Origin of the sequence: Pseudomonas sp. 21615526 (assembly GCF_013386245.1) — a bacterium.
Taxonomy (GTDB): domain Bacteria; phylum Pseudomonadota; class Gammaproteobacteria; order Pseudomonadales; family Pseudomonadaceae; genus Aquipseudomonas.
This window is the reverse complement of record NZ_JACAOM010000012.1, coordinates 50,955-77,491: the sequence shown is the minus strand read 5'-3', so window position 1 is coordinate 77,491 and position 26,537 is coordinate 50,955. Positions and strand designations below refer to the sequence as shown.

General features: G+C 61.3%; 24 protein-coding genes and 1 other RNA gene. 5 read left to right on the top strand and 20 right to left on the bottom strand.

Translation table 11 applies throughout. The annotated features are described in order from the left end of the window. Nucleotides 1-33 precede the first annotated feature (33 nt). Nucleotides 34-1,533, top strand: a complete 1,500-nt coding sequence (locus tag HX786_RS05295; protein ID WP_178911796.1) for a sensor domain-containing diguanylate cyclase — start codon at nucleotides 34-36, stop codon at nucleotides 1,531-1,533. 103 nt (nucleotides 1,534-1,636) lie between these two features. Here the strand turns inward: HX786_RS05295 and lpxC are convergent, their stop codons facing one another. The 18 genes from lpxC to rsmI all read right to left on the bottom strand — a co-directional run bounded on the left by lpxC (nucleotide 1,637) and on the right by rsmI (nucleotide 21,145). Then, on the bottom strand, nucleotides 1,637-2,548 hold the full coding sequence (gene lpxC, locus HX786_RS05290; protein WP_003216227.1) for a UDP-3-O-acyl-N-acetylglucosamine deacetylase: 912 nt from the start codon (nucleotides 2,546-2,548) through the stop codon (nucleotides 1,637-1,639). Nucleotides 2,549-2,660: 112 nt separating this feature from the next. Beyond that, nucleotides 2,661-3,857, bottom strand: a complete 1,197-nt coding sequence (gene ftsZ / locus HX786_RS05285; protein ID WP_003216225.1) for a cell division protein FtsZ — start codon at nucleotides 3,855-3,857, stop codon at nucleotides 2,661-2,663. Nucleotides 3,858-3,922: 65 nt separating this feature from the next. Further along, on the bottom strand, nucleotides 3,923-5,185 hold the full coding sequence (gene ftsA, locus HX786_RS05280; RefSeq protein ID WP_003216224.1) for a cell division protein FtsA: 1,263 nt from the start codon (nucleotides 5,183-5,185) through the stop codon (nucleotides 3,923-3,925). 15 nt (nucleotides 5,186-5,200) lie between these two features. Further along, the gene (locus HX786_RS05275; protein WP_023659197.1) at nucleotides 5,201-6,067 is read right to left on the bottom strand and encodes a cell division protein FtsQ/DivIB; all 867 of its coding nucleotides are present in this window, start codon (nucleotides 6,065-6,067) and stop codon (nucleotides 5,201-5,203) included. Between the two features lie 4 nt (nucleotides 6,068-6,071). After that, the gene (locus tag HX786_RS05270; protein ID WP_178911795.1) at nucleotides 6,072-7,028 is read right to left on the bottom strand and encodes a D-alanine--D-alanine ligase; all 957 of its coding nucleotides are present in this window, start codon (nucleotides 7,026-7,028) and stop codon (nucleotides 6,072-6,074) included. Beyond that, nucleotides 7,025-8,470: a UDP-N-acetylmuramate--L-alanine ligase gene (murC, locus tag HX786_RS05265; RefSeq protein WP_003216219.1), complete on the bottom strand. Its 1,446-nt coding sequence runs from the start codon at nucleotides 8,468-8,470 to the stop codon at nucleotides 7,025-7,027. Before murC ends, HX786_RS05270 begins: the two co-directional genes overlap by 4 nt. Beyond that, complete coding sequence (murG, locus tag HX786_RS05260; protein WP_003216217.1) at nucleotides 8,463-9,533, bottom strand: undecaprenyldiphospho-muramoylpentapeptide beta-N-acetylglucosaminyltransferase; 1,071 nt, start codon at nucleotides 9,531-9,533, stop codon at nucleotides 8,463-8,465. The genes murC and murG overlap by 8 nt, the downstream gene beginning before the upstream one ends. After that, on the bottom strand, nucleotides 9,523-10,746 hold the full coding sequence (ftsW, locus tag HX786_RS05255; protein ID WP_010170479.1) for a putative lipid II flippase FtsW: 1,224 nt from the start codon (nucleotides 10,744-10,746) through the stop codon (nucleotides 9,523-9,525). Before ftsW ends, murG begins: the two co-directional genes overlap by 11 nt. After that, nucleotides 10,743-12,089, bottom strand: a complete 1,347-nt coding sequence (murD, locus tag HX786_RS05250) for a UDP-N-acetylmuramoyl-L-alanine--D-glutamate ligase (RefSeq protein WP_076014386.1) — start codon at nucleotides 12,087-12,089, stop codon at nucleotides 10,743-10,745. Before murD ends, ftsW begins: the two co-directional genes overlap by 4 nt. Before the next feature lie 6 nt (nucleotides 12,090-12,095). Further along, nucleotides 12,096-13,178 carry a phospho-N-acetylmuramoyl-pentapeptide-transferase gene (mraY, locus tag HX786_RS05245; RefSeq protein ID WP_008434230.1) on the bottom strand — a complete coding sequence of 361 codons (1,083 nt, stop codon included), beginning with the start codon at nucleotides 13,176-13,178 and terminating at the stop codon, nucleotides 12,096-12,098. Continuing rightward, the gene (murF, locus tag HX786_RS05240; RefSeq protein WP_178911794.1) at nucleotides 13,178-14,548 is read right to left on the bottom strand and encodes a UDP-N-acetylmuramoyl-tripeptide--D-alanyl-D-alanine ligase; all 1,371 of its coding nucleotides are present in this window, start codon (nucleotides 14,546-14,548) and stop codon (nucleotides 13,178-13,180) included. The genes mraY and murF overlap by 1 nt, the downstream gene beginning before the upstream one ends. Beyond that, nucleotides 14,541-16,004, bottom strand: a complete 1,464-nt coding sequence (locus tag HX786_RS05235; protein WP_003216207.1) for a UDP-N-acetylmuramoyl-L-alanyl-D-glutamate--2,6-diaminopimelate ligase — start codon at nucleotides 16,002-16,004, stop codon at nucleotides 14,541-14,543. The genes murF and HX786_RS05235 overlap by 8 nt, the downstream gene beginning before the upstream one ends. Then, nucleotides 16,004-17,746: a penicillin-binding protein 2 gene (locus HX786_RS05230; RefSeq protein ID WP_166742205.1), complete on the bottom strand. Its 1,743-nt coding sequence runs from the start codon at nucleotides 17,744-17,746 to the stop codon at nucleotides 16,004-16,006. Before HX786_RS05230 ends, HX786_RS05235 begins: the two co-directional genes overlap by 1 nt. Beyond that, nucleotides 17,746-18,039: a cell division protein FtsL gene (gene ftsL / locus HX786_RS05225; RefSeq protein ID WP_003216203.1), complete on the bottom strand. Its 294-nt coding sequence runs from the start codon at nucleotides 18,037-18,039 to the stop codon at nucleotides 17,746-17,748. The genes HX786_RS05230 and ftsL overlap by 1 nt, the downstream gene beginning before the upstream one ends. Then, nucleotides 18,036-18,983: a 16S rRNA (cytosine(1402)-N(4))-methyltransferase RsmH gene (gene rsmH / locus HX786_RS05220; protein ID WP_003216201.1), complete on the bottom strand. Its 948-nt coding sequence runs from the start codon at nucleotides 18,981-18,983 to the stop codon at nucleotides 18,036-18,038. The genes ftsL and rsmH overlap by 4 nt, the downstream gene beginning before the upstream one ends. Next, nucleotides 18,980-19,435, bottom strand: coding sequence for a division/cell wall cluster transcriptional repressor MraZ (gene mraZ / locus HX786_RS05215; protein ID WP_003171868.1), 456 nt, complete (start codon nucleotides 19,433-19,435; stop codon nucleotides 18,980-18,982). Before mraZ ends, rsmH begins: the two co-directional genes overlap by 4 nt. Nucleotides 19,436-19,790: 355 nt before the next feature. Further along, nucleotides 19,791-20,144: RNase P RNA component class A (gene rnpB, locus HX786_RS05210), an RNA gene on the bottom strand. 95 nt (nucleotides 20,145-20,239) lie between these two features. Next, nucleotides 20,240-21,145, bottom strand: a complete 906-nt coding sequence (gene rsmI / locus HX786_RS05205; protein ID WP_161635740.1) for a 16S rRNA (cytidine(1402)-2'-O)-methyltransferase — start codon at nucleotides 21,143-21,145, stop codon at nucleotides 20,240-20,242. A gap of 176 nt (nucleotides 21,146-21,321) precedes the next feature. On the opposite strand from rsmI, the gene HX786_RS05200 reads away from it, so the two are divergent. From HX786_RS05200 to HX786_RS05185, 4 genes are all read left to right on the top strand, one after another. Next, on the top strand, nucleotides 21,322-23,133 hold the full coding sequence (locus HX786_RS05200) for a penicillin-binding protein activator (RefSeq protein ID WP_177021829.1): 1,812 nt from the start codon (nucleotides 21,322-21,324) through the stop codon (nucleotides 23,131-23,133). Then, a complete protein-coding gene (locus HX786_RS05195) occupies nucleotides 23,133-23,504 on the top strand; it encodes a YraN family protein (protein ID WP_076014393.1) in 372 nt (123 codons plus the stop codon). Before HX786_RS05200 ends, HX786_RS05195 begins: the two co-directional genes overlap by 1 nt. 92 nt (nucleotides 23,505-23,596) lie before the next feature. Further along, nucleotides 23,597-24,190: a phosphoheptose isomerase gene (locus HX786_RS05190; RefSeq protein ID WP_003216190.1), complete on the top strand. Its 594-nt coding sequence runs from the start codon at nucleotides 23,597-23,599 to the stop codon at nucleotides 24,188-24,190. Further along, nucleotides 24,187-24,768, top strand: a complete 582-nt coding sequence (locus HX786_RS05185; protein WP_087692852.1) for a BON domain-containing protein — start codon at nucleotides 24,187-24,189, stop codon at nucleotides 24,766-24,768. The genes HX786_RS05190 and HX786_RS05185 overlap by 4 nt, the downstream gene beginning before the upstream one ends. A gap of 67 nt (nucleotides 24,769-24,835) precedes the next feature. Here HX786_RS05185 and HX786_RS05180 read toward each other — a convergent pair whose 3' ends face one another. Both HX786_RS05180 and HX786_RS05175 read right to left on the bottom strand, forming a co-directional pair. Then, nucleotides 24,836-25,606, bottom strand: coding sequence for an OmpA family protein (locus HX786_RS05180; protein ID WP_032899265.1), 771 nt, complete (start codon nucleotides 25,604-25,606; stop codon nucleotides 24,836-24,838). 218 nt (nucleotides 25,607-25,824) lie between these two features. After that, nucleotides 25,825-26,469, bottom strand: coding sequence for an MBL fold metallo-hydrolase (locus HX786_RS05175; protein ID WP_003216184.1), 645 nt, complete (start codon nucleotides 26,467-26,469; stop codon nucleotides 25,825-25,827). Between the last annotated feature and the right edge of the window lie 68 nt (nucleotides 26,470-26,537).

Below are 26,537 nucleotides of genomic sequence, written 5' to 3'. Positions count from 1 at the left end.
ACTGCCAGCATCTTGAGTGCCGAAGCCAGTCCCATGAGTCAACGCCGCGCCTTCACCCTGCCTGCACGCCCGGAGCTTTTGCTGATTCTGGGCAGTGGCCTTACTGTCGTGCTGATCGTGGTCATCGTTGCCGTACTGCTGATCCGCGAACACGCCAGCGCCTTGCAGGCAGCCAAGCGCTCCACCAGCAATATCACCCAACTGATCAATGCCGATGTGCTGCGCAACGTCGAGCTCTACGACCTGGCGCTGAACGGCCTGATCACCGCAACCACTCGCGATGACCTGCCCCAGGTTTCCGCCGAAGTCCTGCATATGGTGCAGTTCGACCAGTCCACGGCCGCCCCTTTCAAAGGCGAAGTCCTGCTGCTGGACAAAACCGGCGCGGTCACCGCCGACTCCTCCACGCTGACCCCCACGCCACGTAATTTCGCCAATCGCGACTATTTCCAGATCCACCAGCAGAACCCCGATGCCGGGCTGTTCATCAGTCGGCCCTTCAGGATTCGTTGCGACTGCGATCAAGTCTGGCGCATCGCCTTCAGCCGCCGGGTGCCCGGGCCCAATGGCGAGTTTGCCGGTGTGGCGGTGGCAACCATGCGCCTGGCGTATTTCGACCAGTTGTTCAATAGCCTGACCATCGGCAGCGGCAGCAGCATCAACCTGCTGAATAACGACGGCATCCTGTTGGCCCAGCAGCCGCTGCTCGAAAGAGACATGATCAACAAGGACCTGAGCGCGCGGCCCAACTTCAAGCGAATGCTGCGCGAAGGCAGCGGCAGTTTCAGCGCCATCTCCGCCATCAGTGGCGCGCAACGGCTGTACACCTTCACCAGCGTCGGCGCGCTGCCGCTGATTGTGGTGGTGGCGTTGTCGAGCGATGACGTGTTTGCCGCCTGGAAGCGCGCCGCCCTGCTGATCAGTGGCGCCACCGGCGTGCTGTGTGTGGGGCTGTTGTGGCTGACCTGGATGCTGCGCCTGGAACTGCGCCGCCGCTATCGCGCCGAGAAGGTGTTGTCGGAACTGGCGGCCACCGACGGCCTCACCGGCCTGGCCAACCGCCGCACCCTGGACCAGCGCCTGCGCCTGGAATGGGACCGCGCCCAGCGTTCGGCCGAGCCGTTGACGGTGCTGATGATTGACGTGGACCACTTCAAGGCGTTCAACGACCGACATGGCCATCAAGGTGGCGACGAGGCACTGCGCACGGTGGCGCAGGTGATCGAGGGCAATATCCGCCGCCCGGCTGACCTCGCGGCTCGCTATGGTGGGGAAGAATTTGCAGTGGTGCTGCCGCATACCGACAGCCAGGGTGCGCGCGTGATTGCTGAACATATCCGCAGCAGTGTCGAACACCTGCCGCGAGTGGGCGGGGATACGGTGCCGATTACCGTCAGCATCGGCCTCAGTACCTGGACCAAAAACAGCCGCACCACGCTGGAGGAATTACTGCTCAACGCCGACCAGGCGCTGTATGAGGCCAAGCATACCGGGCGTAATCGCGTTGTTGATGCCGGCGCTTTAAAGCCGTGACGCGAAGCGTCACAGGAGGCGTTACCACGCAGAGCGTGGGAACGATCAAAAAAAAGGCCACCCGAGGGCGGCCTTTAAAAACAAAAGGAAAGAGAGTTGTTACTTACACCGCCGCGACGGGACGCATGTAAGAGATCGGTGCGGTGCTGGCATCTTCGAAGGTCACGACTTCCCAGGCATCTGTCTGTGCAATCAGCTTGCGCAGCAGTTGGTTGTTCAGGGCGTGGCCAGACTTGAAGCCTTTGAACTCGCCTATCAGGCTATTGCCCAGCAGGTAGAGGTCACCGATTGCATCGAGGATCTTGTGCTTCACGAATTCGTCTTCATAGCGAAGGCCGTCTTCGTTCAGTACACCATCCGCGTCGACCACAATGGCGTTTTCAACGCTGCCGCCGAGTGCGAGGTTGTGCTTGCGCAGGTACTCGATGTCACTCATGAAACCAAAGGTACGGGCGCGGCTGACTTCTTTTACGAACGAAGTGCTGGAAAAATCCACGCTTGCACTTTGGGTGCGGTCACGGAATACCGGGTGATCGAAATCGATCTCAAAGCTCACTTTAAAGCCTTCGAACGGGACGAAGGTGGCGCGCTTGTCGCCGTCTTCTACTGTCACTTCCCGCAGAATGCGAATGAACTTCTTGGCTGCGTCCTGTTCTTCCAGGCCGGCAGATTGAATCAAGAATACGAAGGGTCCGGCGCTGCCATCCATGATCGGGACTTCGGACGCGGAGAGCTCGACGTAGGCGTTATCGATGCCCAGACCGGCCATGGCCGAGAGCAAGTGCTCCACCGTGTCCACTTTGACGTCACCGTTGACCAACGTGGTCGACATCGTGGTTTCGCCAACATTTTCCGCGCGAGCAGGTATCTGCACCACAGGGTCCAGGTCGGCACGAACAAACACGATGCCGGTGTCGACAGGTGCGGGCTTGAGGGTCAGGTATACCTTCTCCCCGGAGTGCAGACCTACACCTGTGGCACGGATAATATTCTTCAGGGTGCGTTGTTTAATCATGGCTTGGACCGCTTCAGCGCAAATTGCGAACTGGTATCAACAAAGGCTGGCGATAATAGCAGACCAGACCTTTGCTGAACACCAATCACCTTCATAGCCCTGATACATTCCATTAATCGGCCTGACGACGCAGGAAAGCCGGGATGTCCAGGTAGTCCAGGTCATCTTGCGGATTCGGGCTGCGGGATGCAGCAGCACCGGCCTGAGCCTGGTTGCGCATCACGGTCGGACGATCCAGGTCACGATAGTTCACAGACGGCAGTTCCTGGCGCGAAGGCGCTGGAGCGGCAGCTTGCTGGCTGGCGTGGCTGGTATGGACGGTGTTGTCGATGACCTTTACAGGCTTCTCGATTTTCGCACCCAGGCCGGTCGCAACAACGGTCACGTGCAGTTCGTCGCGCATGTCCGGATCGATAACGGTACCGACCTTGACCATGGCGTGCTCGGAAGCGAAGGCTTCGATGATGCTACCCACGTCGGAGTACTCACCCAGGGACAGGTCAGGACCGGCGGTGATGTTCACCAGGATGCCGCGTGCGCCTTGCAGGTTCACGTCTTCCAGCAACGGGTTGCGGATGGCCGCTTCGGTAGCTTCACGTGCACGGTTCGGACCGCTGGCGCAGCCAGTGCCCATCATCGCCATGCCCATTTCGCTCATCACGGTACGTACGTCGGCAAAGTCGACGTTGATCATGCCCGGACGCTTGATGATGTCGGAGATACCGCGAACGGCACCGGCCAGTACATCGTCAGCCTTGGCAAACGCAGACAGCAGGCTTGCGTCCTTGCCGAGGATGGTCAGCAGCTTCTCGTTGGGAATGGTGATCAACGAGTCGACGCTTTCGGACAGCAGACGGATGCCTTCATCGGCGATCTGCATGCGCTTGCGACCTTCGAACGGGAATGGACGGGTCACGACGGCAACCGTCAGGATCCCCATTTCCTTGGCCACTTCGGCAATGATCGGCGCAGCACCGGTACCGGTACCACCGCCCATGCCCGTGGTGATGAACACCATGTTGGTGCCTTGCAGCACTTCAGCGATGCGCTCGCGGTCTTCCAGGGCGGCTTGACGGCCGACTTCCGGATTCGCGCCGGCACCCAGGCCCTTGGTCACGGCTGTGCCCAATTGCAGGATGGTGCGTGCACCGATGCTTTTGAGGGCCTGGGCGTCAGTGTTGGCGCAGATGAATTCAACGCCTTCAATGTTGCTCTTGACCATGTGGTTGACAGCGTTGCCGCCGCCACCGCCGACGCCGATCACTTTGATGACCGGGCTTGCGGGGATGTTGTCTACGAGTTCGAACATTTTCCCTCTCCTTTCATTTCTCTAGTTTTTTCGCCTACTACTTGAAACGGTGTTGCGGTAAATCTTTAGAAATTGCCTTTCACCCAAGCCTGCAACCGCTCGAACAACGGCGCTTTCGCTTCGTCGTCGCTTCTGTAGCTGTCGCGGTTGCTCGGGCCCGACAGGGAAATGCCGTCGGTCTGCTTTTGCAGCCCGTACAACAGCAAGCCCACACCGGTGGAATAAATCGGGTTGCGCACTACGTCGCCCAGGCCTTTCACGCCATGGGGCACGCCCAGGCGGACTGGCATGTGGAAGATTTCCTCGGCCAGTTCGACCGCGCCTTCCATCTTCGAGGTGCCACCGGTCAGCACGATGCCGGCCGGGATCAAATCTTCGTAGCCGCTGCGACGCAGTTCAGCCTGGATCAGGGTGAACAGTTCGTCGTAGCGCGGCTCGACCACTTCGGCCAATGCCTGGCGCGACAGTTCGCGCGGTGGACGGTCGCCCACGCTTGGCACCTTGATGGTTTCACCGGCACCGGCCAGCTTGGCCAGGGCGCAGGCGTAACGGATCTTGATTTCTTCGGCGTACTGGGTCGGTGTGCGCAACGCCATGGCGATGTCGTTGGTCACCTGGTCACCGGCAATCGGGATCACGGCGGTGTGACGAATCGCACCCTCGGTGAAGATCGCGATGTCCGTGGTGCCGCCGCCGATGTCCACCAGGCACACGCCCAGTTCTTTTTCGTCGTCGGTCAGTACCGAGTAAGCCGAAGCCAACTGCTCGAGAATGATGTCGTCGATTTCCAGGCCGCAGCGGCGCACGCATTTTTCAATGTTCTGTGCAGCGTTGACGGCGCAGGTCACTACGTGAACCTTGGCCTCCAGACGTACGCCCGACATCCCCAGGGGCTCGCGAACGCCTTCCTGGTTATCGATCACGTAGTCCTGCGGCAGGGTGTGCAGCACGCGCTGGTCAGCCGGGATCGCCACGGCTTGCGCTGCGTCGAGTACCCGCTCCAGGTCGGCCGAGCTGACTTCGCGGTCGCGAATCGCCACGATGCCGTGGGAATTCAGGCTGCGGATGTGGTTGCCGGCAACGCCGACAAATGCCGAGTGAATCCGGCAACCGGCCATCAGCTGCGCTTCTTCGATGGCGCGCTGGATCGATTGCACGGTGGATTCAATATTCACCACCACGCCCTTCTTCAGGCCCCGGGACGGATGCGTGCCGATTCCGACGATTTCCAGCGTGCCGTCGTCCGCGACCTCGCCTACCAGCGCCACCACCTTGGAGGTGCCGATATCCAGACCGACGATCATTTTGCCGCTTTGCACGTTTGCCATGGGTCCTGCCTCTTCTTAATTCTTCGCGACAGCAGGTTGCGCTGCCGTGGGCGCCGCAGGGGCCCGCCAGCCGACGGCAAGGCCGTTGGCGTAACGCAGGTCGATGCTCGCAATGTTCGTAATCTGTTCTTTCAAGGTCTTTTCATAGATGGCGATAAAACGGCGCATCTTTTCCACCAGGTTGCCGCGTCCCAGCAACAACTCGATGCCCGGGCCGGAACTGCCTGCACCCGTGGTCAAAAACCAGCTGCCCCGCTCGCGCAATTCCAGTCGCGCAATCGAGAAGCCCAACGGCCGCAGCATCTGGCTCAACGCCTGGTACTGCTGCATCACTTGCTGCTGCGCCCGCTGCGGCCCGAACAACTGCGGCAGGTGCTCGTAATTCGCCACTTCGCGAGGTGCAAACGCCTGGCCCTGGTTGTTCAACAGCGCACCATCACCCCAACGGGCCACGGGCAGTTGTTCTTCCAGGCGGATCGTCACTTGATCCGGCCACACGCGACGTACTTCGGCGTGGGCAATCCATGGCATCTGTTCCAGCTCGGAGCGCATGCCTGCCAGGTCGATGGTGAAGAAGCTCGACGCCACAAACGGGGCGATTCGCTGCTGCACGGCTTGCTGGCTGATGTAGCTCAAGTCACCCTGCACGCTGATCTTGGTGATCGGCCGGTCGGCATACGGCAGCAGGCGCTGGGCGCCTTCATACGTACCGAACCCCAGGGCCACCAGGATCACCGGCCAGAACAGCGCCTTGAGAAAACCAAAGTTGGCTTTCGGCATGCGCGCCGACATCGGCTCTTTAGCCACCATTCGGCTGGCACCACGCGGCACCGGCTTGCGGCCGGGAGCGGGTTGCTGATGACGAAGCGATGCGCCGTTCATGGTCTTAGCCTCGTGGCTCTATGCTTGCTGCCAGGATCGCCAGCACCAACTGCTGGAAATCCAGGCCGGCGGCACGAGCGGCCATGGGTACCAGGCTGTGGTCGGTCATCCCGGGTGCAGTGTTGACTTCCAGGAACCAGAAGTTCCCCTGGTCATCCTGCATCACGTCTGCCCGCGCCCAACCGGCGATACCCAGCGCCTCACAGGCTTTCGCCGTGAGGTCCATCAATTCCTGTTCCTTGGCTGCGTCGAGGCCGCACGGGATCCGGTACTGGGTATCGGAGGCCACATACTTGGCGTCGTAGTCGTAAAAGGTGTGGGGCGTGCCCAATGCGATGGGCGGCAATACCTGGCCACGCAGAGTAGCGATGGTGAACTCGGGACCTTGAATCCACTGTTCCACCAACACTTGCGAATCGTAGGTACTGGCCGCTTTCCATGCGTCAATCAATTCGGCGGCTGAGTTCACTTTAGCCATGCCGATACTGGAGCCTTCATGGGCTGGTTTGACGATCAAAGGCAGGCCCAGTTCCTTGGCTGCAGAAATACAATCGTCTTCGCTGCACAGCACGCTGTGACGCGGAGTCGGAATACCCAGGCTGTGCCACACCTGCTTGGTGCGCAACTTGTCCATGGCCAGGGCCGAAGCGAGGATGCCGCTGCCGGTATACGGAATGCCCAGGCACTCCAGCAGGCCCTGCATGCTGCCGTCTTCACCGCCACGGCCGTGAAGAATGATGAAGGCGCGGTCGATCTTCTCGGCCTGCAGGCGCGACAGGAAGTCATCACCCACGTCGATGCCGAACGCATTCACACTGGCACTTTGCAGCGCTTCCAGCACGGCATTGCCGGACTTCAGCGACACTTCACGCTCAGCGCTCTTGCCACCGAACAGCACCGCAACCCGGCCGAAGTCGGCAGGTTGAATGGTCGAGAACAGGGAGCCGTAGTCAGTGGTCATTTCGACTTCCCCTGTGCGGCGGCAAACAGCGGGCTTGCCAGCAATTTAGGGGCGAGGCCACCGATGTCACCGGCACCCTGGCACAGCAGGATGTCGCCGGCACGCAGCAGCGGCTTGACGATCGGCGCCAGGTCCACACCACGCTCGATGTAGATCGGGTCCAACTGGCCGCGTTGACGGATGCTGTTGCACAGCTTGCGGCTGTCGGCACCCGGGATCGGTTCTTCACCGGCCGGGTAGACTTCCATCAGCAGCAACACGTTGGCATCCGCCAGTACATTGACGAAATCGTCGTACAGGTCGCGGGTACGGCTGTAGCGGTGCGGCTGGTACACCATCACCAGGCGGCGTTCCGGCCAACCACCGCGTACGGCCTTGATCACCGCTGCCACTTCGGTCGGGTGGTGACCGTAGTCGTCCACCAGCATCACGTTGCCGCCGTCCACCGGCAGTTCGCCGTAGACCTGGAAGCGACGACCCACACCGGCAAAACCCGACAGGCCTTCGACGATGGCTTCATCGCTGACGCCTTCGTCGGAGGCGATGCAGATGGTCGCCAGGGAGTTGAGTACGTTGTGGTTGCCCGGCATGTTCACCGAGACATCCAGCGGCTCGCGGTCAGGACGCAGCACGGTGAAGAAAGTCTGCATGCCTTGCTGGCGCACATTGATCGCGCGCACGTCGCAGTCTTCGCTGAAGCCGTAGGTCACGGTCGGACGCTTCACCAGCGGCAGGATTTCGCGCACCACCGGATCGTCCAGGCACACCACGGCCAGACCGTAGAACGGCAGGTTGTGCAGGAACTCGACGAAGGTTTTCTTCAGTTTGTTGAAGTCACCGTCGTAGGTCGCCATGTGGTCGGCGTCGATGTTGGTCACCACGGCCACCAGCGGTTGCAGGTGCAGGAAGCTGGCGTCGCTTTCATCGGCTTCGGCGATCAGGTAACGGCTGGTCCCCAGTTGTGCATTGGTGCCGGCTGCATTCAGGCGGCCACCGATGACGAAAGTCGGGTCCAGGCCACCGGCGGCGAACACCGAGGCGATCAGGCTGGTGGTGGTGGTCTTGCCGTGGGTACCGGCGACGGCGATGCCGTGGCGGTAGCGCATCAGCTCAGCCAGCATTTCGGCACGCGGCACTACGGGAATGCGGCGTTCAAGGGCGGTGGCCACTTCCGGGTTGGAGGTGTTCACAGCACTGGAGACCACCAGCACGTCGGCTTCGGCAGCGTTCTCGGCGCGGTGGCCGATAAAGATTTTTGCGCCAAACGATTCCAGGCGCTCGGTGACCGGCGACATTTTCAGGTCGGAGCCGGACACCTGGTAACCCAGGTTCAGCAACACTTCGGCGATCCCGCACATGCCCACGCCGCCGATACCGACGAAGTGGATGCGACGGATGCGGCGCATTTCCGGCTGTGGCATGGCTTTCTGATTCTCAACCATGGGCCACCTCCAGGCAGATATCGACCACGGTGCGGGTTGCGTCAGGTTTGGCCAGGCGGCTTGCGGTGCTCGCCATGCTGTTCAGTCGTTCCGGTTGCATCAAAACCTCGGTCAGGCGTGCGGCCAAATCGGCGGCGCCAGTCGTTCTTTGCGGCAGCAGGAAGGCAGCGCCCTCCCCAGCCAAATATTCGGCGTTGCGGGTCTGGTGATCGTCGATCGCGTGGGGCAAAGGCACCAGCAAGGACGGCAGACCGGCGGCAGCCAGTTCACTGACGGTCAACGCACCTGCGCGACAGACCACCAGGTCGGCCCAGCCATAGGCTTGGGCCATGTCTTTGATGAAGGGCTGCACATTCGCCTCCACACCCGCATCGCGATAACGCGTCGCGGTCACTTCATCGTGGTTCTTGCCGGCCTGATGGAAGATCTCCGGGCGCAGCTCCACGGGGAGTTGCGACACCGCTTCAGGCAGCAATTTGTTCAACGGTTCGGCGCCCAGGCTTCCGCCCAGGATCAACAGGTGCGCCTTGCGACCGGCCAATGGCTGGCGGGCGATGTCCATGAACAGTTCGGTACGCACCGGGTTGCCGGTGGTACGCAGCTTGTCCGCGGCACCAAAGGTCTTCGGAAACGCCTCGCATACCCGTGCAGCCAAGGGCACCAGCAGGCGGTTGGCAGTGCCGGCCACGGCATTCTGCTCGTGGACGATCACTGGCACGCCGGCGAGTCTTGCCGCAACACCGCCCGGGCCGGTCACGTAGCCACCGAAGCCCAGCACGCATACCGGCTTCACTTCGCGGATCACCTTGCGCGCTTGCCACACGGCCTTGAGCAACACGAACGGCGCCTTCAGCAGGGACAATTTGCCCTTGCCACGCAAGCCGGTGACGTTGATCAAATGCAGCGGCAAGCCGGCATTCGGTACCAGATCGTTTTCGATGCCCCGCGGCGTACCGAGCCAATGCACGGTGTAGCCACGGTTCTGGAACTCACGGGCACAGGCCAGCGCCGGGAACACGTGGCCACCGGTGCCGCCTGCCATGATTAGCACGTTAGCGCCCATGGTTCGGCTCCTCGGCGAAGTCGCTTTCGCTGAACTCCATCTCTTCGCTGCCCAGGTGGGTCCGACTCTCCCACTCGATACGCAGCAACAACCCGAGACAGGCGCAGCAAATCACCAACGAGCTGCCGCCGTAACTGAGGAACGGCAAGGTCAGGCCCTTGGTCGGCAGCAGGCCGACGTTCACCCCGATGTTGATCAGGAACTGGCCGATCCACAGGAACGACAAGCCGTACGCCACGTAGGCGGCGAAATATTGCTTGGCCTTTTCGGCCCACAAGCCGATGTACATGCCGCGAACACACACGAACACGAACAGCGCGACGGTGCACAGCGAACCGACCACGCCCAGCTCTTCGGCGAGTACCGAGAACACGAAGTCGGTGTGGGCTTCCGGCAGGTAGAACTGCTTCTGCACGCTATTGCCCAGGCCCACGCCCAGCCACTCACCGCGACCGAAGGCGATCAACGCCTGGGTCAACTGGTAGCCGGAACCGAACTGATCGGACCACGGGTCGGTAAAGGTAATCAGACGGGCCATCCGGTAGGGTTGCGCCTGCACCAGAATGGTCACGGCGGCCACCGCCAGCACCACCATCAAGGTGAAGCGGAACAGGCCGACGCCGCCGAGGAACAGCATCGCCGCCGCCGCGCCCATCATTACAACGGTGGCACCGAAGTCCGGCTCCATCAGCAACAGGCCGGCCATGGGCAGCAGCACGATGAACGGCTTGAAGAAGCCCATCCAGCTTTCGCGTACTTCTTTCTGGCGCCGCACCAGGTAGCCGGCGAGGTAGATCACCACGAACACCTTGGCGATTTCCGAGGGCTGCACGTTGAACGCACCGAAGCCGATCCAGCGCATCGAGCCGTTCACCTCACGCCCGATGCCGGGCAGGATCACCATCACCAACAGGCCGAAGGCGCCCACCAGCATCAGCCAACCCAGGCGCTGCCAGGTGGCGATCGGGATCATCATGGTGACGATGCATGCGCCAAGGCCAATCACCAGGTACACCAGGTGACGGATCATCATGTACAGGGTGTTGCCCGATTGCACCGCAGCCACTTCCGAGGAGGCCGAGGTGATCATCACCAGGCCCAGGCCCAGCAGCGCGAGGCAACCGGCGAGCATCGGGAAGTCCAGGTCGATACCGCGCCCGGTAATGATCGGCGACGGGTACGGCTTGATGATGTTGCGCAAATTGATACTCATGCCAAGGCCTCCACGGCGCGGGCGAACAGCTGGCCGCGCTCTTCGTAGTTCTTGAACATGTCGAAACTGGCGCAGGCAGGCGACAGCAGCACCACGTCGCCCGGCTGAGCCAAGGCTTTGGATTGGGCGATGGCATCGTCCAGGGACTGCGCGCGCACCTGCGGTACGGCGTCGCCCAGGGCATCGGCGATCAGCCCGGAATCACGGCCCATCAACACCACGGCGCGGCAGTTGGCGGCGACCGGGCCTTTAAGGTCCTTGAAGTCGGCACCCTTGCCGTCGCCACCGGCGATCAGCACGACCTTGCCCTGAATGTCGGCACCCAAGCCTTCGATGGCAGCGAGTGCCGCACCGACGTTGGTGGCCTTGGAATCGTTGTAATAGCCAACGCCATCCAGCTCGCGAACCCACTGGCAGCGATGCTCAAGGCCGGCAAAGCTGCGCAGGGCCGAGAGCATGGCGTCGAACGGCAAGCCAACTGCGTGACCGAGCGCCAGCGCCGCCAGGGCGTTGGCCTGGTTGTGGGCACCACGGATTTTCAGTTCGCGCACCGGCATCAGGTTCTGGAATTCGAAGGCCAGGTATTTCTCGCCGTTCTCTTCCCGAAGGCCGAAGGCCTTGAAGTCAGGCTTGTTCAGGCCGAAGGTCCAGCACGGCAGACCTTCGCCGATCAGCGGACGGCTCAGGGCATCCTGACGGTTCACCACCACTTGCCGCGCGCCACGGAAGATCCGGTGCTTGGCCAGGTGATACGCCGGCAGGCCGCTGTAGCGGTCCATGTGGTCCTCGCTGACGTTGAGCACGGTGGCCACCTCGGCGTTGAGCTGGTCAGTGGTTTCCAGCTGGAAGCTCGACAGCTCCATCACGTACAGCTCGACGTCGTCGTTGAGCAGGTCCAGCGCCGGCGTGCCGAGGTTGCCGCCCACGGCCACGCGCTTGCCGGCCGCAGCCGCCATCTCGCCCACCAGGGTGGTCACGGTGCTTTTTGCATTGGAACCGCTGATGGCCACGATCGGCGCCTTCGCGTTACGCGCGAACAGCTCGATGTCGCCGGACAACTTCACGCCACGGGCCGCCGCCGCTTGCAGGGCCGGGGTCGCCAGGGCCAGGCCGGGGCTCACGTAGAGCTCATCGGCACGGCACAGAAACTCGACATCCAGCTCGCCACAACGCACTTCCACGTGCGGGTAGTCACGGCGCAGCGTGACCAGCTCCGGTGGATTTTCCCGCGTATCGGCCACGGCAAACGACGTGCCCCGGTTCGCCAGGAAGCGAACCAGGGACATGCCGCTCTTGCCGAGGCCGACAACGATGCGGAAGTGGTCTGAAGCGATCAGGGACACTCGTTTCTACCTCAGTTTCAGGGTGGCAAGGCCGAACAGAACCAGAATCACGGTGATAATCCAGAAACGGACAATCACCCGCGGCTCAGGCCAGCCCTTGAGTTCAAAGTGGTGGTGAATCGGCGCCATGCGGAATACGCGGCGCCCGGTCAATTTGAAGGAGGCAACCTGGATCACCACCGACAGGGTTTCCATCACGAACACACCGCCCATGATGAACAGGACGATTTCCTGGCGGACGATCACCGCGATGGTGCCCAGGGCCGCGCCCAGCGCCAGTGCGCCAACGTCGCCCATGAAGACTTGTGCGGGGTAGGTGTTGAACCACAGGAAGCCCAGGCCCGCACCGATCAACGCACCGCAGAACACAATCAGTTCGCCCGCGCCCGGTACATAAGGGATCAGCAGGTATTCAGCGAATTTCACGTTACCCGACAGGTAGCAGAAGATGCCGAGGGCACCGCCCACCATCACCGTCGGCATGATCGCCAGGCCGTCGAGGCCGTCCGTCAGGTTGACCGCGTTGCTGGAGCCGACGATCACGAAGTAGGTCAGCACCACGAAGCCGACGCCCAGTGGAATGCTGGCGTCCTTGAGCATCGGGATGATCAGGGTGGTTTCCACCGCGCTTGGCGCAGTCATGAACAGGAAGATCGCCGCGCCGAGGCCGAACACCGACTGCCAGAAATACTTCCAGCGGCTTGGCAGCCCCTTGGAGTTCTTCTCGATCACCTTGCGGTAGTCATCTACCCAACCGATGGCGCCGAACAACAGGGTCACCAGCAGCACGGTCCAGACATAACGGTTATGCAGGTCAGCCCACAGCAGCGTACTGATGCCGATGGACGACAGGATCAACGCGCCGCCCATGGTCGGGGTGCCGGATTTGGACAGGTGCGACTGCGGGCCGTCGTTGCGTACCGACTGGCCAATCTGCAGGTTTTGCAGGGTACGGATCATCCATGGCCCGAGGAACAGCGACAACGACAGCGCGGTCAGCACACCCAGGATCCCGCGCAGGGTCAGGTACTGAAAGACCGCGAAGCCTTTGTGGAACTGTTGCAGATACTCAGCCAGCAGCAGCAGCATTAATGTTTCTCCGTACTTGAGCCACACAAGGCCGCGACGACGTTTTCCATCACCGCGCTGCGCGATCCCTTGATCAAAATAGTGGTGTGTTTGTCTTGTTCAGCCGCACTCAGTGCCTGGATCAGTTCGGCCTGGCTGGCGAAATGCCTGGCGCCCGGCCCGAAGGTGTCCACGGCGTGCAGCATGTTCGGGCCAACGGCGTACAGGGCATCGACCTTGCCGGCGGCGTACGCGCCGACTTCACGGTGAGACTGTTCGGCCCACTCGCCCAGCTCGGCGATATCTCCCAGCACCAGCACCTTGCGACCGTCGAAGCTGGTCAGCAGGTCGATGGCGGCACAGATCGAGGACTGGTTGGCGTTGTAGGTGTCATCAATCACGCGCATGCCGTTGCTGGCCAGTTGCGCGACGGTGCGGCCCTTGACCGGTTGCACGGCGCCAAGGCCGGTGGCGATGCCAAACAACGACACGCCCAGCACGTGGGCGGCGGCGGCGGCAGCCAGGGCATTGGCGACGTTGTGGTTGCCCAGCAGGTTCAGTTGTACATGCTCGTCACCTTGCGGGGTATGCAGGGTGAAGGACGGGCAGCCACGGGCGTCGGCCTTGATATTCGAGGCATGGAAATCGGCAGCGGCGTTGTGCACCGCGAAGCTCAACACCTTGCGACCGGCGGCACGTACACGCCAGGTTTCGAAGGCCTTGTCATCGAGGTTCAGCACGGCAGTGCCGGATGCGTCGAGGCCTTCGATGATTTCGCCCTTGGCTTCGACGATCTTTTCAGGGCCGCCAAACTCGCCGACGTGGGCAGTACCGGCGTTGCTGATCACCGCGACATGAGGCTTGGTCATGGCCACGGTGTAGGCGATTTCGCCGATGCGCGAAGCACCCAGCTCAATGACGGCCGCCGTGTGTTCCGGGGCCAGTTCGAGCAGGGTCAGCGGAGCGCCGAAGTCATTGTTCAGGTTGCCACGGGTCGCCAGGACCGGGCCGCGCGTGCGCAGGATGCCGGCCAGCAGCTCCTTGACCGTGGTCTTGCCGCTGGAACCGGTGATCGCCGCAACAGGCTTGGTGAAGGCGGCACGGTTCAGCGCCCCCAGTTGGCCGAGGGCCAGGCGGGTGTCGGCGACCAGCAATTGTGGCAGCGTCGAGTCAGCGACTTCGCGCTGCACCAGAGCGCCGACAGCGCCTTTGGCAGCGACGTCATTGAGGTAGTCATGGCCATCGAAACTCGGGCCGGCCAAGGCGACAAACAGTTGCCCGGGCTTGATCGTCCGGCTGTCGATGCTGACGCCATCAAAGCTGCAATCAGCCGACAGCACACGGGCCGACAAGGCCTGGGTCAGTTCGCTGAATGTGAGCGCCTTAAGCATGGGCCACCTCCCATGCGGTCAAGGCATGATCGGCCTCGACCAGATCGGAGAAGGCGTGGCGTTCGCCGTTGATTTCCTGATAGTCCTCGTGACCTTTACCGGCCAGCACCACCACGTCGTCAGCACTTGCGCCGGCGATCAACTGGGCGATGGCTGCACCGCGACCGGCAACGAACGTCGCCTTGGACGCATCTTTAAAGCCGACACGAATGTCATCGAAAATCTGGCTTGGGTCTTCGCTGCGCGGGTTGTCGTCAGTGACGAGCACACCGTCGGCCAGTCGCTCGACGATTTCCGCCATCAACGGGCGCTTGCCGCGATCGCGGTCACCGCCACAGCCGAACAGGCACAGCAACTTGCCCTTGGCGTGGGGACGCAGGGCCTGCAGGATTTTTTCCAGGGCGTCCGGCGTGTGGGCGTAATCGACCACCACCAGCGGCTGGGTGCCGCCGCCGAGGCGTTGCATGCGACCGGCCGGGCCTTCCAGCTTCGGCAACACCCGCAGGATTTCGTCGAGGGCGTAATCCAGGCCAAGCAAGGCACCGACGGCGGCCAATACGTTGCTCAGGTTGAAACGCCCGAGCAAGGTGCTGCGCAAATGGTGCTCGCCCTGTGGCGTAACCAGCGTGGCGCGCACGCCTTCGTCATCAAAGGTGGCTTCACGGCAATACAGGTAGGCGCTGGAGTCTTCCAGGCTGTAGCTGATCAGGCGACCGTCGCCTTGGGCGGCGGCCAGTTGGCGACCGAATTCGTCGTCCAGGTTGACCACCCGGCACTTCAGGTCATTCCAGGCAAACAGCCGGGCCTTGGTGGCGGCGTAGGCCTCCATGGTCCCGTGGTAATCCAGGTGATCGCGGGACAGGTTGGTCATCACCGCCACGTCGAACGCCAGGGCAGTCACGCGCCCCTGGTCCAGACCGTGGGACGAGACTTCCATGGCAACCGCCTTGGCACCGGCCTTTTTCAGGTCGGCCAGGGTCGCTTGCACGGCAATCGGGTTAGGCGTGGTGTGCAGCCCGCTTTGCAGCGCTCCGTAGAAACCGGTGCCCAGGGTGCCCACGATGCCGCAATGCTGACCCAGCAGGTCAAGCGCCTGGGCAACCAATTGGGTCACGCTGGTCTTGCCGTTGGTACCGGTCACGCCCACCAGGTTCAGGGTGCGGCTCGGGTCGCCATAAAAGCGCCCGGCGATGTCCGACAATTGCGCAGCCAGGCCCTTGACCGGAATCAAAGGCACGTCGGTGATCGGCAGCACGGTGGCGCCTTCCACTTCATAGGCTACTGCCGCAGCGCCGCGTTGCAGCGCGTCGGCGATATGGTCACGGCCGTCGAACTTGCCACCCGGCACTGCCAGGAACAGGTCGCCGGCACGCACATTACGGCTGTCCAGGGTCAACTCGCGAATCAGCAGATCGCGGCCGGCGTGGGCAAAAATCTTGTTCAGGCTCAGAGACATCAGCCGCGCCCTCCATTGGCTTTTACAGCAGCGGCCGGCGGGCCGGCGTTCGCTTGTTGGGTAGCCGGCAGGTTGTCCGGCGTGATGTTCATCAGGCGCAACGTCCCGGACATCACCTTGCTGAACACCGGCGCCGATACCAGGCCACCGAAGTAACCGGCTTTGCTCGGCTCATCGATCACCACGACGATGGCGTAGCGCGGATCGCTCATCGGGCCGAAGCCTGCGAACAGCGAGCGGTAGGAGTTTTCGGCGTAGCCCTTGGTACCCACGGCGGTTTTACGCGCGGTACCGGACTTGCCTGCCACGTGATACGCCGGCACCTGGGCACGGAACACGCCACGCGGTGCTTCGATCACTTGTTGCAGCATGCCTTGCATGGTCTTGGCGACGTTTTCCGGGATCACCTGGGTCGCAGGCGGCGCCTCGTCCAGGTGGATCAGGCTCAGCGGCACCATGCGGCCGTTGTTGGCCAGCACCGAGAAGGCGTGGGCCAGTTGGATGGCTGTCACCGACAGGCCATAACCGTAGGAAAGCGTGGCGGTCTCGGCTTTTTTCCAGTCACGGTAGTTCGGCAGGTTACCCACACGTTCGCCCGGGAAGTCCAGGCCGGTGGGTTGCCCCAGGCCGACTTTCTGCGCGAGGTGGTAGATGGCTTCGCCGCCGATATCGAAGGCGACTTTACTCATGCCCACGTTACTGGAGTTGATCAGGATACCTGTCAAATCCAGCACCGGACCTTCGGTGCGCGACACGTCACGAATGGTGTATTTGCCCAGCTGCAATGTGCCCGGGTAAACCTCGACCTTATCGGCCGGTTTCCAGCGCCCGGTTTCCAGGGCGGCACTCATGGAAATGGCTTTCATGGTCGAACCCGGCTCGAACACGTCGATCATGGCGCGGTTGCGCATCATCGCCGGCTGCAGGTTGCGACGGTTATTCGGGTTGTAGGTCGGCTGGTTGACCATGGCGAGAATCTCGCCGGTCTTCACGTCCATGATCACCAGGCTGCCGGCTTTCGCACCGTTCTCGATGATCGCGTTACGCAGCTCACGGTTGGCCAGGTATTGCAGGCGCAGGTCAATCGACAACGCCAAGGGCTTACCGGCCTTGGCGTTTTTGGTGACCTGGACATCCTTGATCAGTCTGCCGCGCCGATCCTTGATGACCTGTCGTTTGCCGGGAACCCCGGCCAGCCATTCGTCGTAGGCGAGTTCCACGCCTTCGCGACCGTGATCATCAATGTCGGTGAAACCCACCATATGGGCGGTGGTTTCGCCGGCCGGGTAGAAACGCCGAAATTCCTCGATGCCGTAGACACCGGGGACTTTAAGGTCGAGTACTTGCTGGCCTTGTTCGGGGGTGAGCCCGCGAACCAGGTAGATGAATTCTTTATTGGCCTGGGCTTCGAGGCGTTCGCTCAGGGCTTTCGGGTCCTGGCCCAGGGCGGCAGCGAGTTCCGGCCATTTGTCTTTGGCGGTCTGCATTTCCTTGGCGTTGGCCCACAGGGTGGTCACCGGGGTACTGACGGCCAGGGGCTCGCCGTTACGGTCGGTGATCAGGCCGCGGTGTGCAGGAATCGGGATATGCCGCAGGCTACGGGCATCGCCCTGGCCGATCAGGAAGTCACGGTCCACCACTTGCAGGTCGATAATCCGCCAGGCAATCGCGCCCACCATCAGTGCCAGCAACCCCAGCACTACGCGGAAACGCCACGGGTAGAGTGCGCCCTCGAGTTTCATCATGGCGCCACCATGCGAACTTCTGCAGCGCCCGGGATGTGCATCTTCAGTTGTTCAGTGGCCAGCACTTCGATGCGGCTGTGGGCCGTCCAGGTACTTTGCTCGAGGATCAACCGGCCCCACTCCGCCTGCGCCTTGTCGCGCACGCTCAACTCCCCGTACAGGGTATTGAGCAGTTGGCGGTTGTAATGGGCGCTGTAGGACACCGCAATCGCGGACACCAGCACGCCAACAAATAGCAGCAACATAAAGAAGCTGCCGCCCGGGAGGGGCTTGGCGAAAAGCTTGCTCACCGCAACTTCTCCGCAACGCGCATGACAGCGCTACGGGCACGTGGGTTGGCCTTGAGTTCGGCTTCGGAAGCGAACTGCGCTTTGCCATGGATTTTGATTTTCGGCACAAAAGCTTCGTAACGCACCGGCAGGTTGCGCGGCAGGTTGTCGGACTCGCCCTTGACCAGGCGACGCATGAACAATTTGACGATGCGGTCTTCCAGGGAGTGGAAGCTGATCACCACCAGGCGACCGCCCACTTCCAGAGCTTCCAGGGCGGCTTCGAGGCCGGCTTCCAGGTCGCCCAATTCGTTGTTGACGTGAATACGCAGGCCCTGGAACGCACGGGTTGCCGGGTTCTTGCCCTTTTCCCATGCAGGGTTGGCGACTTTCAGCACTTCAGCCAGGTCGGCCGTGCGCTCGAACGGCTGGATTTCCCGGCGTTCGACCACGGCACGCGCCATGCGGCCAGCGAAGCGCTCCTCGCCGTATTCCTTGAACACGCGGGTGATTTCTTCGTGGGGAGCGGTAGCGATGAACTGCGCGGCGCTGATGCCACGGCTTGGGTCCATGCGCATGTCCAGCGGGCCGTCGTTCATGAAACTGAAGCCGCGCTCAGGGTCGTCCAGCTGCGGGGAAGACACGCCCAGGTCCAGCAGAACCCCGGCCACCTTGCCCGCCATGCCACGTTCGGCGACTTCTGCACCGAGCTCGGCAAAGCTGCGCTGCACAACGACAAAGCGGCCGTCTTCGGCCGCTAGCGCTTGCCCGGTGGCAATCGCTTGAGGGTCTTTGTCGAACCCGAGGAGCTTACCGTCCGGACCCAGCTGGCTGAGGATCAGCCGACTGTGCCCGCCCCTGCCGAAGGTGCCATCCAAATAGCAGCCATCCGCGCGTACGGCGAGAGCCTCAACGGCTTCGTCAAGCAGTACGGTGATGTGGTTAAAGCCGCTATCAATAGTCACAGGATCAAATCACGCAGTTCATCAGGCATGGCGCCCGGTTGTTGAATAGCAGCCAGGTCAGCTGCAGAAACAGCATCCCAGGCATCTTCGTCCCACAATTGGAACTTGTTCAGTTGGCCTACCAGCATCGCGCGCTTGTCCAATTTGGCGTATTCGCGCAGACGCGGTGGAACCAGGAAACGACCACTGCCATCGAGTTCGAGGTCGACGGCATTACCAATCAGCAAGCGTTGCAGGCGGCGGTTCTCTTCACGCAGTGAAGGCAGTGCACGCAATTTGGTTTCAATCAGCTCCCACTCATCGAGCGGGTACACACATAAACAGGGATCAACGGCATCGATGGTGATGATTAATTGCCCGGAACTTCGCGAAATGAGCTCGTCACGATACCGGCTCGGCATGGCGAGACGGCCTTTTGCATCGAGACTGATAGCGTTAGCTCCGCGAAACACAGATGCGTTTCTCCAAATTTTAGCGTTTTACGTTCAAAAAACCCACTTTGTGCCACTTTCCGCCACTTGCGCACACTATAGGAATGCGCCCACCACACCGTCAAGGCGCGGATTCAAGGAAAAGCCTTACAGAACGGAGATTTAGGAAGGTAAAGGGAGGAGAAACGAGAGTTTGACGGCGATTTTGACTCAACAACACCAAATAGCTCAAAGAGCTAAGGCTTAAAGTTAAAGTAATTTATTAAGAGTAAGATTTTTTCGGTATTACGAAGACGCATCTGCTGACGATTCAGCAGGGAGGGATTCTCGCGTTACTACCAGGTTCCTGCCCGAGATTCGGACAGAAGGAAAAAAGGTGGAGAGTCGATCTGTAAGCCGGGTTCTGTCTTGAACAGTCATTCGTCTACGATGGCCATCACTGGACATCTTTAGCAACCTACCCGGTCCCAGCGCGGGCCACGCCTTGGGACCCTATTTGGTCTTGCTCCAAGTGGGGTTTACCTAGCCACGAACTGTTGCCAGTCGTGCGGTGCGCTCTTACCGCACCTTTTCACCCTTACCGGTACCGAAGTACTTAGGCGGTTATTTTCTGTGGCACTTTCCGTAGGCTCACGCCTCCCAGGCATTACCTGGCACTTCGCCCTATGGAGCCCGGACTTTCCTCCCCCCTCTAATTTTCATAGAAGGCAGCGACTGTCCAATCGACTCTCCGCCGCGCAGGTTAACGGCACGGCGGCGTTAGAACAAGTATTAAAAGACACTAATGCCATCATGTTCAGACGGAGTGCAGGTTAGAACCCGGAACTATTCGCCCTTTTGTTTATCCAGCGCCACTTGATACAGGACGTTCTTGCGTACGCCGGTTATTTCCGCGGCCAATGCAGCGGCGCGCTTCAATGGCATCTCCTTGAGCAGCAGGTCAAGAATGCGCATTGCCTCGCTGCCCACGGCATCTTCGCTTTCCGGCGCCGACCAGCCGGCTACCAGCACTACGCACTCGCCGCGCTGCTGATTGCTGTCGCCTTCCACGAATTCGCGCAGTTCCTGCAGCGGCAAGCCCTTGAGGGTTTCGAAGGTCTTGGTGATTTCCCGCGCCAGCAGTGCCAGGCGATCGCCGCCGAACACCAGCTCCATATCTTGCAGGCACTCAAGGATGCGGTGCGGGGCTTCGTAGAAGATCAGCGTGCGTGGCTCTTCCTTTACCAGTTCCAGGCGCGCCCGGCGCCCGACGGCCTTGGCAGGCAGGAAGCCTTCGAAGATAAACCGGTCCGACGGCAAGCCGGCAGCAGACAATGCAGCAATCAGCGCGCACGCTCCCGGAACAGGCACTACATTGATACCAGCCGCCCGCGCCTGGCGAACCAGATGATAGCCAGGGTCGGAAATCAGCGGCGTACCCGCATCCGAGATCAAAGCCACGTCATCACCCGCCAGCAAACGAGTGATAAAACGACTGCCTTCTTCACGTTCGTTGTGTTCGTGACAGGCGGCCAAGGGGGTCGGAATACCGAAATGCTGCATCAACCGCTGGGAGTGCCGAGTGTCTTCAGCCGCGATCAGTTTTACGTCGCGCAACACTTTCAGCGCACGGGCACTGATGTCGTCCAGGTTGCCAATGGGCGTCGCCACGACAAAAAGCGAGCCTGCAGTGGAATTCAAAGGACCTGGAGCAGTCAAAACGCACACCTCGATGGTTGGCAAAAGCCACATTGTAGCGCGTAGACGCCTTGAATATATGCCCTCGGGGCGGGTTCGATTTCAGCCGCCTATAGGGTCCTGCAACATTTACACGACCTAAATAGACGGTTTCACGCCAGTAACATCGCGCCCCGGCCAGTGCTTGGGTACAATTCCACGCTAATTTGATCGGTATCAGGAACACTTACATGATCGCTTGCCTGCGGCTGTTCTCTGCCCTCTGCCTCGCTGCCCTGTTGGCGGCTTGCGCCAGCTCGCCCTCGTCCAGCCTTGGCGACCTCCCCCGGACTCCGGATGCCAGCATCGAGCAACTGCTCGAACAGGCGACTTCGGCCAAGACTCCGGAAAAAGCCGCGCTGTTGCGCTTGAGTGCGGCTGACCTGGCGTTCCACCAAAACAATCCGGGACGCTCGGCGCAGATTCTTGCCCAGGTGCCACTGGACGTCCTGAAACCGGCGGCGCAGGTATTTGCCAGCACCCTGTCGGCTGAACTGGCGATGGCCCGCAACCAGCCCAAGGCAGCGTTGACGGCCTTGAATCACCCGAGCCTGCAAAGCCTCAAGGAACTGCCGCCTGAACAGCAGATCCGCACGGGCACCGTGCATGCCCGCGCCTATGAGGCCGACGGCCAGACCCTGGCCGCCGCCCGCGAGCGCGTCGCCATGGCCCCGCTGCTGACGGGCGATGCCTACAACAGCAACCACGAAGCCATCTGGGCACTGATTGCCGCCTTGCCTGCCGATCAGCTGCAAGCCAGCGGCAACCCGACGCTGGACGGCTGGATCAGCCTGGCCCAGGCAGTCAAGGGCGCCGGCACTCTGGAGCAACAGCAGGCGGCCATCGACACCTGGCGCGCCCAGAACCCTGGCCACCCGGCAGCTTCGCAATTGCCGCAGCCGCTGACCAAGCTCAAGGAACTGGCCAGCCAGCCGCTGAACAAGATCGCGCTGCTGCTGCCGCAGGAAGGTCCGCTGGCCGGCGTTGCCAAGGCGCTGCGCGAAGGCTTCATGGCCGCGCACTACCAGGCTGAACAAGCCGGGCAGAAGCCGCCGGTGATCGAGTTCTACGACAGCTCGCGCCTGACCTCCATCGACGACTTCTACGCCAAGGCCCAGGCCGCCGGCGTGCAACTGGTGGTCGGCCCGCTGGAGAAGCCACTGGTCAAGCAACTCAGCGCACGCCCGCAATTGCCGATTACCACCCTGGCCCTGAACTACAGCGAAGCCGAGCAGAACCCGGCGCAACTGTTCCAGTTTGGCCTGGCCGCTGAAGACGAAGCCCGTGAAGTGTCCCGTCGTGCTCGCGCCGATGGCCTGCACCGCGCCGCCGCCATGGTGCCGAAAGGCGAATGGGGCGAGCGCGTCTACAAGGCATTCCGTCAGGATTGGGAAGCCAATGGCGGCACCGTGGTGGGCGTCGAGTACGTTGACCAGCCGGTAGCCCTGGCCCAGCAGATTGCCGACCTGTTCCAGCTGCGCAAGAGCGAAGGCCGCGCCAAGAGCCTGCAAAGCACGGTAGGTTCGGATGTTTCCGCCCAGCCATCGCGCCGCCAGGACATCGAGTTCATCTTCCTGGCCGTGACTCCGCAACTGGCCCAGCAGATCAAGCCGACCCTGAACTTCCAATACGCTGGCGACGTGCCGGTGTATGCGACGTCCCACGTGTTCAGCGCCAGTGGCGACAAGAACCAGTACCTGGACATGACCAACGTGATGTTCTGCGAAACCCCTTGGCTGCTGAACACCACCGACCCGCTGCGCAACCAGGTCGCTGCCCAATGGCCACAAGCCAACGGCAGCCTTGGCCGTCTTTATGCGATGGGTGTGGATGCCTACCGCCTGGCGCCGCGCCTGGGGCAGCTCAAGGCACTGCCGGACACTCGTGTCGACGGCCTGTCGGGCAACCTGGGCGTCAGCGCCAGCCAGCGTGTCGACCGCCAGATGCCATGGGCGAAGTTCGTCGGTGGCGAGATCCAGCGCCTGCCTGATACCCCGCGCTGATGCCCGAGCGGTCAAGCGCACAAAGCGGCAAGGACGCCGAACTTCAAGCTCTCGAGTACCTGCAACAACAAGGTCTGCGCCTCCTGGCGCAGAACTGGTTATGCAAACGCGGCGAGCTTGATCTGGTCATGCTTGACGGCGATACAGTAGTATTTGTCGAAGTCCGCTACAGAAAACACGCACAATGGGGTGGCGCGCTCGCCAGTATCGACGGGCGCAAGCGCCAGAAGTTGATACTCGCCGCGCAGTTTTTCCTGCTCAAGGAGCGTCGCTGGGCCGATCATCCCTGCCGTTTCGATGTGGTTGCCATAGAAAGCACTCCCCGGGGAACAGCCGATCTGAACTGGCTGCAAGATGCCTTTGACAGCTGATTCGCCGGACATCTACACCGCACACTTTTGCTCTTTGCTTTGCGGGCTGCACATTCCCGTGCCAAACAGCCGCGCTACTTAAGGTCACACAGATGGACATGCAATCCCGAATTCGCCAGCTTTTCCAGGCCAGTATCGATACCAAGCAACAGGCGATGGACGTACTTGCACCGCACATCGAGCAAGCCAGTCAGGTCATGGTCAACGCCTTGCTCAACGAGGGCAAAATGCTTTCGTGCGGCAACGGCGGTTCGGCCGGCGATGCCCAGCATTTCTCCTCAGAGCTGCTCAACCGCTTCGAGCGTGAGCGCCCGAGCCTGCCGGCCATCGCCCTGACCACCGACACCTCGACGATCACCTCGATCGCCAACGACTACAGCTACAACGAAATCTTCTCCAAACAGATTCGCGCCCTTGGCCAGCCGGGGGACGTCCTGCTGGCGATCTCCACCAGCGGTAACTCGGCGAATATTATTCAAGCGATCCAGGCCGCACATGATCGTGAAATGATTGTCGTAGCATTGACCGGACGCGACGGCGGCGGCATGGCCTCGCTGCTGTTGCCCGAAGACGTGGAAATCCGCGTCCCGGCCAATGTCACCGCACGTATCCAGGAAGTCCACCTGCTGGCGATCCACTGCCTGTGCGATCTGATCGACAGCCAACTGTTCGGGAGTGAAGAATGACCGTTAAACGCCTTAGCCTATTGGCAATCACGCTGTGCCTAGGCATCAGCGGCTGCAGCTCGGTAATCGAAGCGAGCCGCGACACGCCCATCCAGGACGATAAAGGCACCCGCACTTTCGGCAGCAAAATCGATGACTCACTGATCGAGACCAAGGTTTCCGTCAACGTGTCCAAGGCCGCTCCAGACCTGGGCAACGGCGCGTCGCGCATCGTGGTCGTCAGCTTCAACGGCGTGGTGCTGCTCACCGGCCAAACCCCGCGCGCCGACTTGAAGGCCCAGGCTGAACAAGCTGCCGCCACTGTGCAGCGGGTCAAGAAGGTTCACAACGAACTGCAGGTGATGGAGCCGATCACCCTGCTGGCTATCAGCAACGACGCCCTGCTGACCACCAAGATCAAGACGCAGATGCTGACCGACAGCGCCATTCCCGGCTCTCGGATCAAGATCGTCACCGACAACGGCATCGTCTACATGATGGGCCTGCTGACCCAGGCAGAAGCCACCCGCGCCGCCAACCTGGTACAAAGTGTGTCCGGCGTACAGAAGATCGTGAAGCTGTTCGAATACATCGACTGATTTATCGTCAGCCACAAAAAAGGGCGCCGTGCATGGATTGCACGGCGCCCTTTTTATTGACTACTGGTTACTGGTACTGCTGGTACGGGTTGCCCTGGAACTGGTTATTCTGCTGTGGCGCCTGTTGCTGCTGGGCGGCAGGCTGACCGTACTGCTGGCCCGGGATCGGGCCCAGGTTGACCTCCACACGACGGTTCTGGGCACGGCCATTGACATCGGCGTTGCTGGCGATCGGGTTATCCGGGCCGGCACCGCGGGCACTCAGGTTGGTCGGGCTGACACCTTGGGAGGTCAGGTAATTGGCCACGCTCTGCGCACGACGCTGGGACAGGTCCATATTGAGCTGACGGCTGCCGGTGCTGTCGGTGTAGCCAACGATCTGGATGGTGTTCTGGTTGAACTGCTTCAGCGAGTTCGCCAGGTTGTTCAGCGGCGTGTAGAAGCTGCTGGAGATCGCATCCGAGTTGGTGGCGAAGGTGATGTTACCCGGCATGATCAGCTTGATCTGGTCGCCCTGGCGCTGCACTTCGACACCGGTGTTGGCCATGCTGGCACGCAGTTTCTTTTCCTGCTGGTCGGCGTAGTAGCCGTAGCCCGCACCACCGATACCGGCGACGGCAGCGCCGATCAGCGCACCCTTGCCGCGGTTGTTGTGGTCGATGGCTGCGCCCGCCAACGCACCAGCCAGAGCGCCCAGGCCACCATACTTGGCGGTATTGCTCACACCGGAAGAGCCACCACCCTGTGCCTGGCTGCCGTCATAAGGATTAGGTGAAGCGCAGCCCGACAACAGGGCTACGGCAGTAGCAACAACAAGCAGACGACGAGAAGTGAACATGAAGGAAGCTCCTACTTTTGCATTCGGTGATGCAGAGGACATTGGCATTGGACCTGTGCCGAGCTTGGAACACGACAAACGGTAAAAATTCCATCTCCACACAAGCCCGGCCACACTCAAACCCTAGCAGAGACTTCCTGAACGGTAATTGTCATTTTCTCTATATGTTTCGTCTGATAGTTGCCACTTGGTATCCGAAAAACTACCCACATTTTCCTTCACGCGCGGACAAACGGATTCTCACGCATTTCATCTCCCAGGCGCGTATCCGGACCGTGCCCTGTCACCACCACCGCCGCTTCATCCAGGGTGTAGAGCCGTTGCTTGATCGAGCGCACGATGGTCGCCTGGTCACCGCCCCACAAATCCGTACGGCCCACGCCGCGCCGAAACAGGGTGTCGCCGGCAATCAGCAACTTCGCATCGGCGAACCAGAAACTCATCGAGCCGGGTGTGTGTCCAGGTGTATGCAAGGCAACCCCGCAACCACAGGCCAGCTCTTCTTCATCCTCCAGCCAGCGATCCGGCGACGGCACTGGCGTATAAGGCACGCGGAACATCTGGCACTGCATTTCCAGGTTGTCCCACAGAAACTGGTCTTCCTTGTGCAAGTGCAGGGTAGCGCCGGTTTTTTCCTTCAACTGCCCGGAGGCCAGGAAGTGATCAAGATGGGCGTGGGTGTGAATAATGCTGACCACTTTCAGGCCCAGCGCATCGAGGCGCGCCAGGATCAGCTCATGGTTGCCGCCCGGGTCGACGACGATGGCTTTTTTGGTGACGGGGTCGCCGATGATCGTGCAGTTGCACTGCAACGGGCCTACCGGGAACGTTTCGCGGATCAGCGCGGGAGACTGAATATTCATGGGTATTCCTGCAAATTCAAAGGCACACTCTTTTGTACTGCATTCTGGCGCACAGTATGTTCGACCCT

What these genes read in the sequence shown, in the direction of transcription:
- HX786_RS05295 (WP_178911796.1), top strand. Translation starts at nt 34, where the DNA reads ATGAGTCAACGCCGCGCCTTCACCCTGCCTGCACGCCCGGAGCTTTTG.
- lpxC (WP_003216227.1), bottom strand. Translation starts at nt 2,548, where the DNA reads ATGATTAAACAACGCACCCTGAAGAATATTATCCGTGCCACAGGTGTA.
- ftsZ (WP_003216225.1), bottom strand. Translation starts at nt 3,857, where the DNA reads ATGTTCGAACTCGTAGACAACATCCCCGCAAGCCCGGTCATCAAAGTG.
- ftsA (WP_003216224.1), bottom strand. Translation starts at nt 5,185, where the DNA reads ATGGCAAACGTGCAAAGCGGCAAAATGATCGTCGGTCTGGATATCGGC.
- HX786_RS05275 (WP_023659197.1), bottom strand. Translation starts at nt 6,067, where the DNA reads ATGAACGGCGCATCGCTTCGTCATCAGCAACCCGCTCCCGGCCGCAAG.
- HX786_RS05270 (WP_178911795.1), bottom strand. Translation starts at nt 7,028, where the DNA reads ATGACCACTGACTACGGCTCCCTGTTCTCGACCATTCAACCTGCCGAC.
- murC (WP_003216219.1), bottom strand. Translation starts at nt 8,470, where the DNA reads ATGGTTGAGAATCAGAAAGCCATGCCACAGCCGGAAATGCGCCGCATC.
- murG (WP_003216217.1), bottom strand. Translation starts at nt 9,533, where the DNA reads ATGGGCGCTAACGTGCTAATCATGGCAGGCGGCACCGGTGGCCACGTG.
- ftsW (WP_010170479.1), bottom strand. Translation starts at nt 10,746, where the DNA reads ATGAGTATCAATTTGCGCAACATCATCAAGCCGTACCCGTCGCCGATC.
- mraY (WP_008434230.1), bottom strand. Translation starts at nt 13,178, where the DNA reads ATGCTGCTGCTGCTGGCTGAGTATCTGCAACAGTTCCACAAAGGCTTC.
- murF (WP_178911794.1), bottom strand. Translation starts at nt 14,548, where the DNA reads ATGCTTAAGGCGCTCACATTCAGCGAACTGACCCAGGCCTTGTCGGCC.
- HX786_RS05235 (WP_003216207.1), bottom strand. Translation starts at nt 16,004, where the DNA reads ATGTCTCTGAGCCTGAACAAGATTTTTGCCCACGCCGGCCGCGATCTG.
- HX786_RS05230 (WP_166742205.1), bottom strand. Translation starts at nt 17,746, where the DNA reads ATGAAACTCGAGGGCGCACTCTACCCGTGGCGTTTCCGCGTAGTGCTG.
- rsmI (WP_161635740.1), bottom strand. Translation starts at nt 21,145, where the DNA reads ATGTGGCTTTTGCCAACCATCGAGGTGTGCGTTTTGACTGCTCCAGGT.
- HX786_RS05200 (WP_177021829.1), top strand. Translation starts at nt 21,322, where the DNA reads ATGATCGCTTGCCTGCGGCTGTTCTCTGCCCTCTGCCTCGCTGCCCTG.
- HX786_RS05195 (WP_076014393.1), top strand. Translation starts at nt 23,133, where the DNA reads ATGCCCGAGCGGTCAAGCGCACAAAGCGGCAAGGACGCCGAACTTCAA.
- HX786_RS05190 (WP_003216190.1), top strand. Translation starts at nt 23,597, where the DNA reads ATGGACATGCAATCCCGAATTCGCCAGCTTTTCCAGGCCAGTATCGAT.
- HX786_RS05185 (WP_087692852.1), top strand. Translation starts at nt 24,187, where the DNA reads ATGACCGTTAAACGCCTTAGCCTATTGGCAATCACGCTGTGCCTAGGC.
- HX786_RS05180 (WP_032899265.1), bottom strand. Translation starts at nt 25,606, where the DNA reads ATGTTCACTTCTCGTCGTCTGCTTGTTGTTGCTACTGCCGTAGCCCTG.
- HX786_RS05175 (WP_003216184.1), bottom strand. Translation starts at nt 26,469, where the DNA reads ATGAATATTCAGTCTCCCGCGCTGATCCGCGAAACGTTCCCGGTAGGC.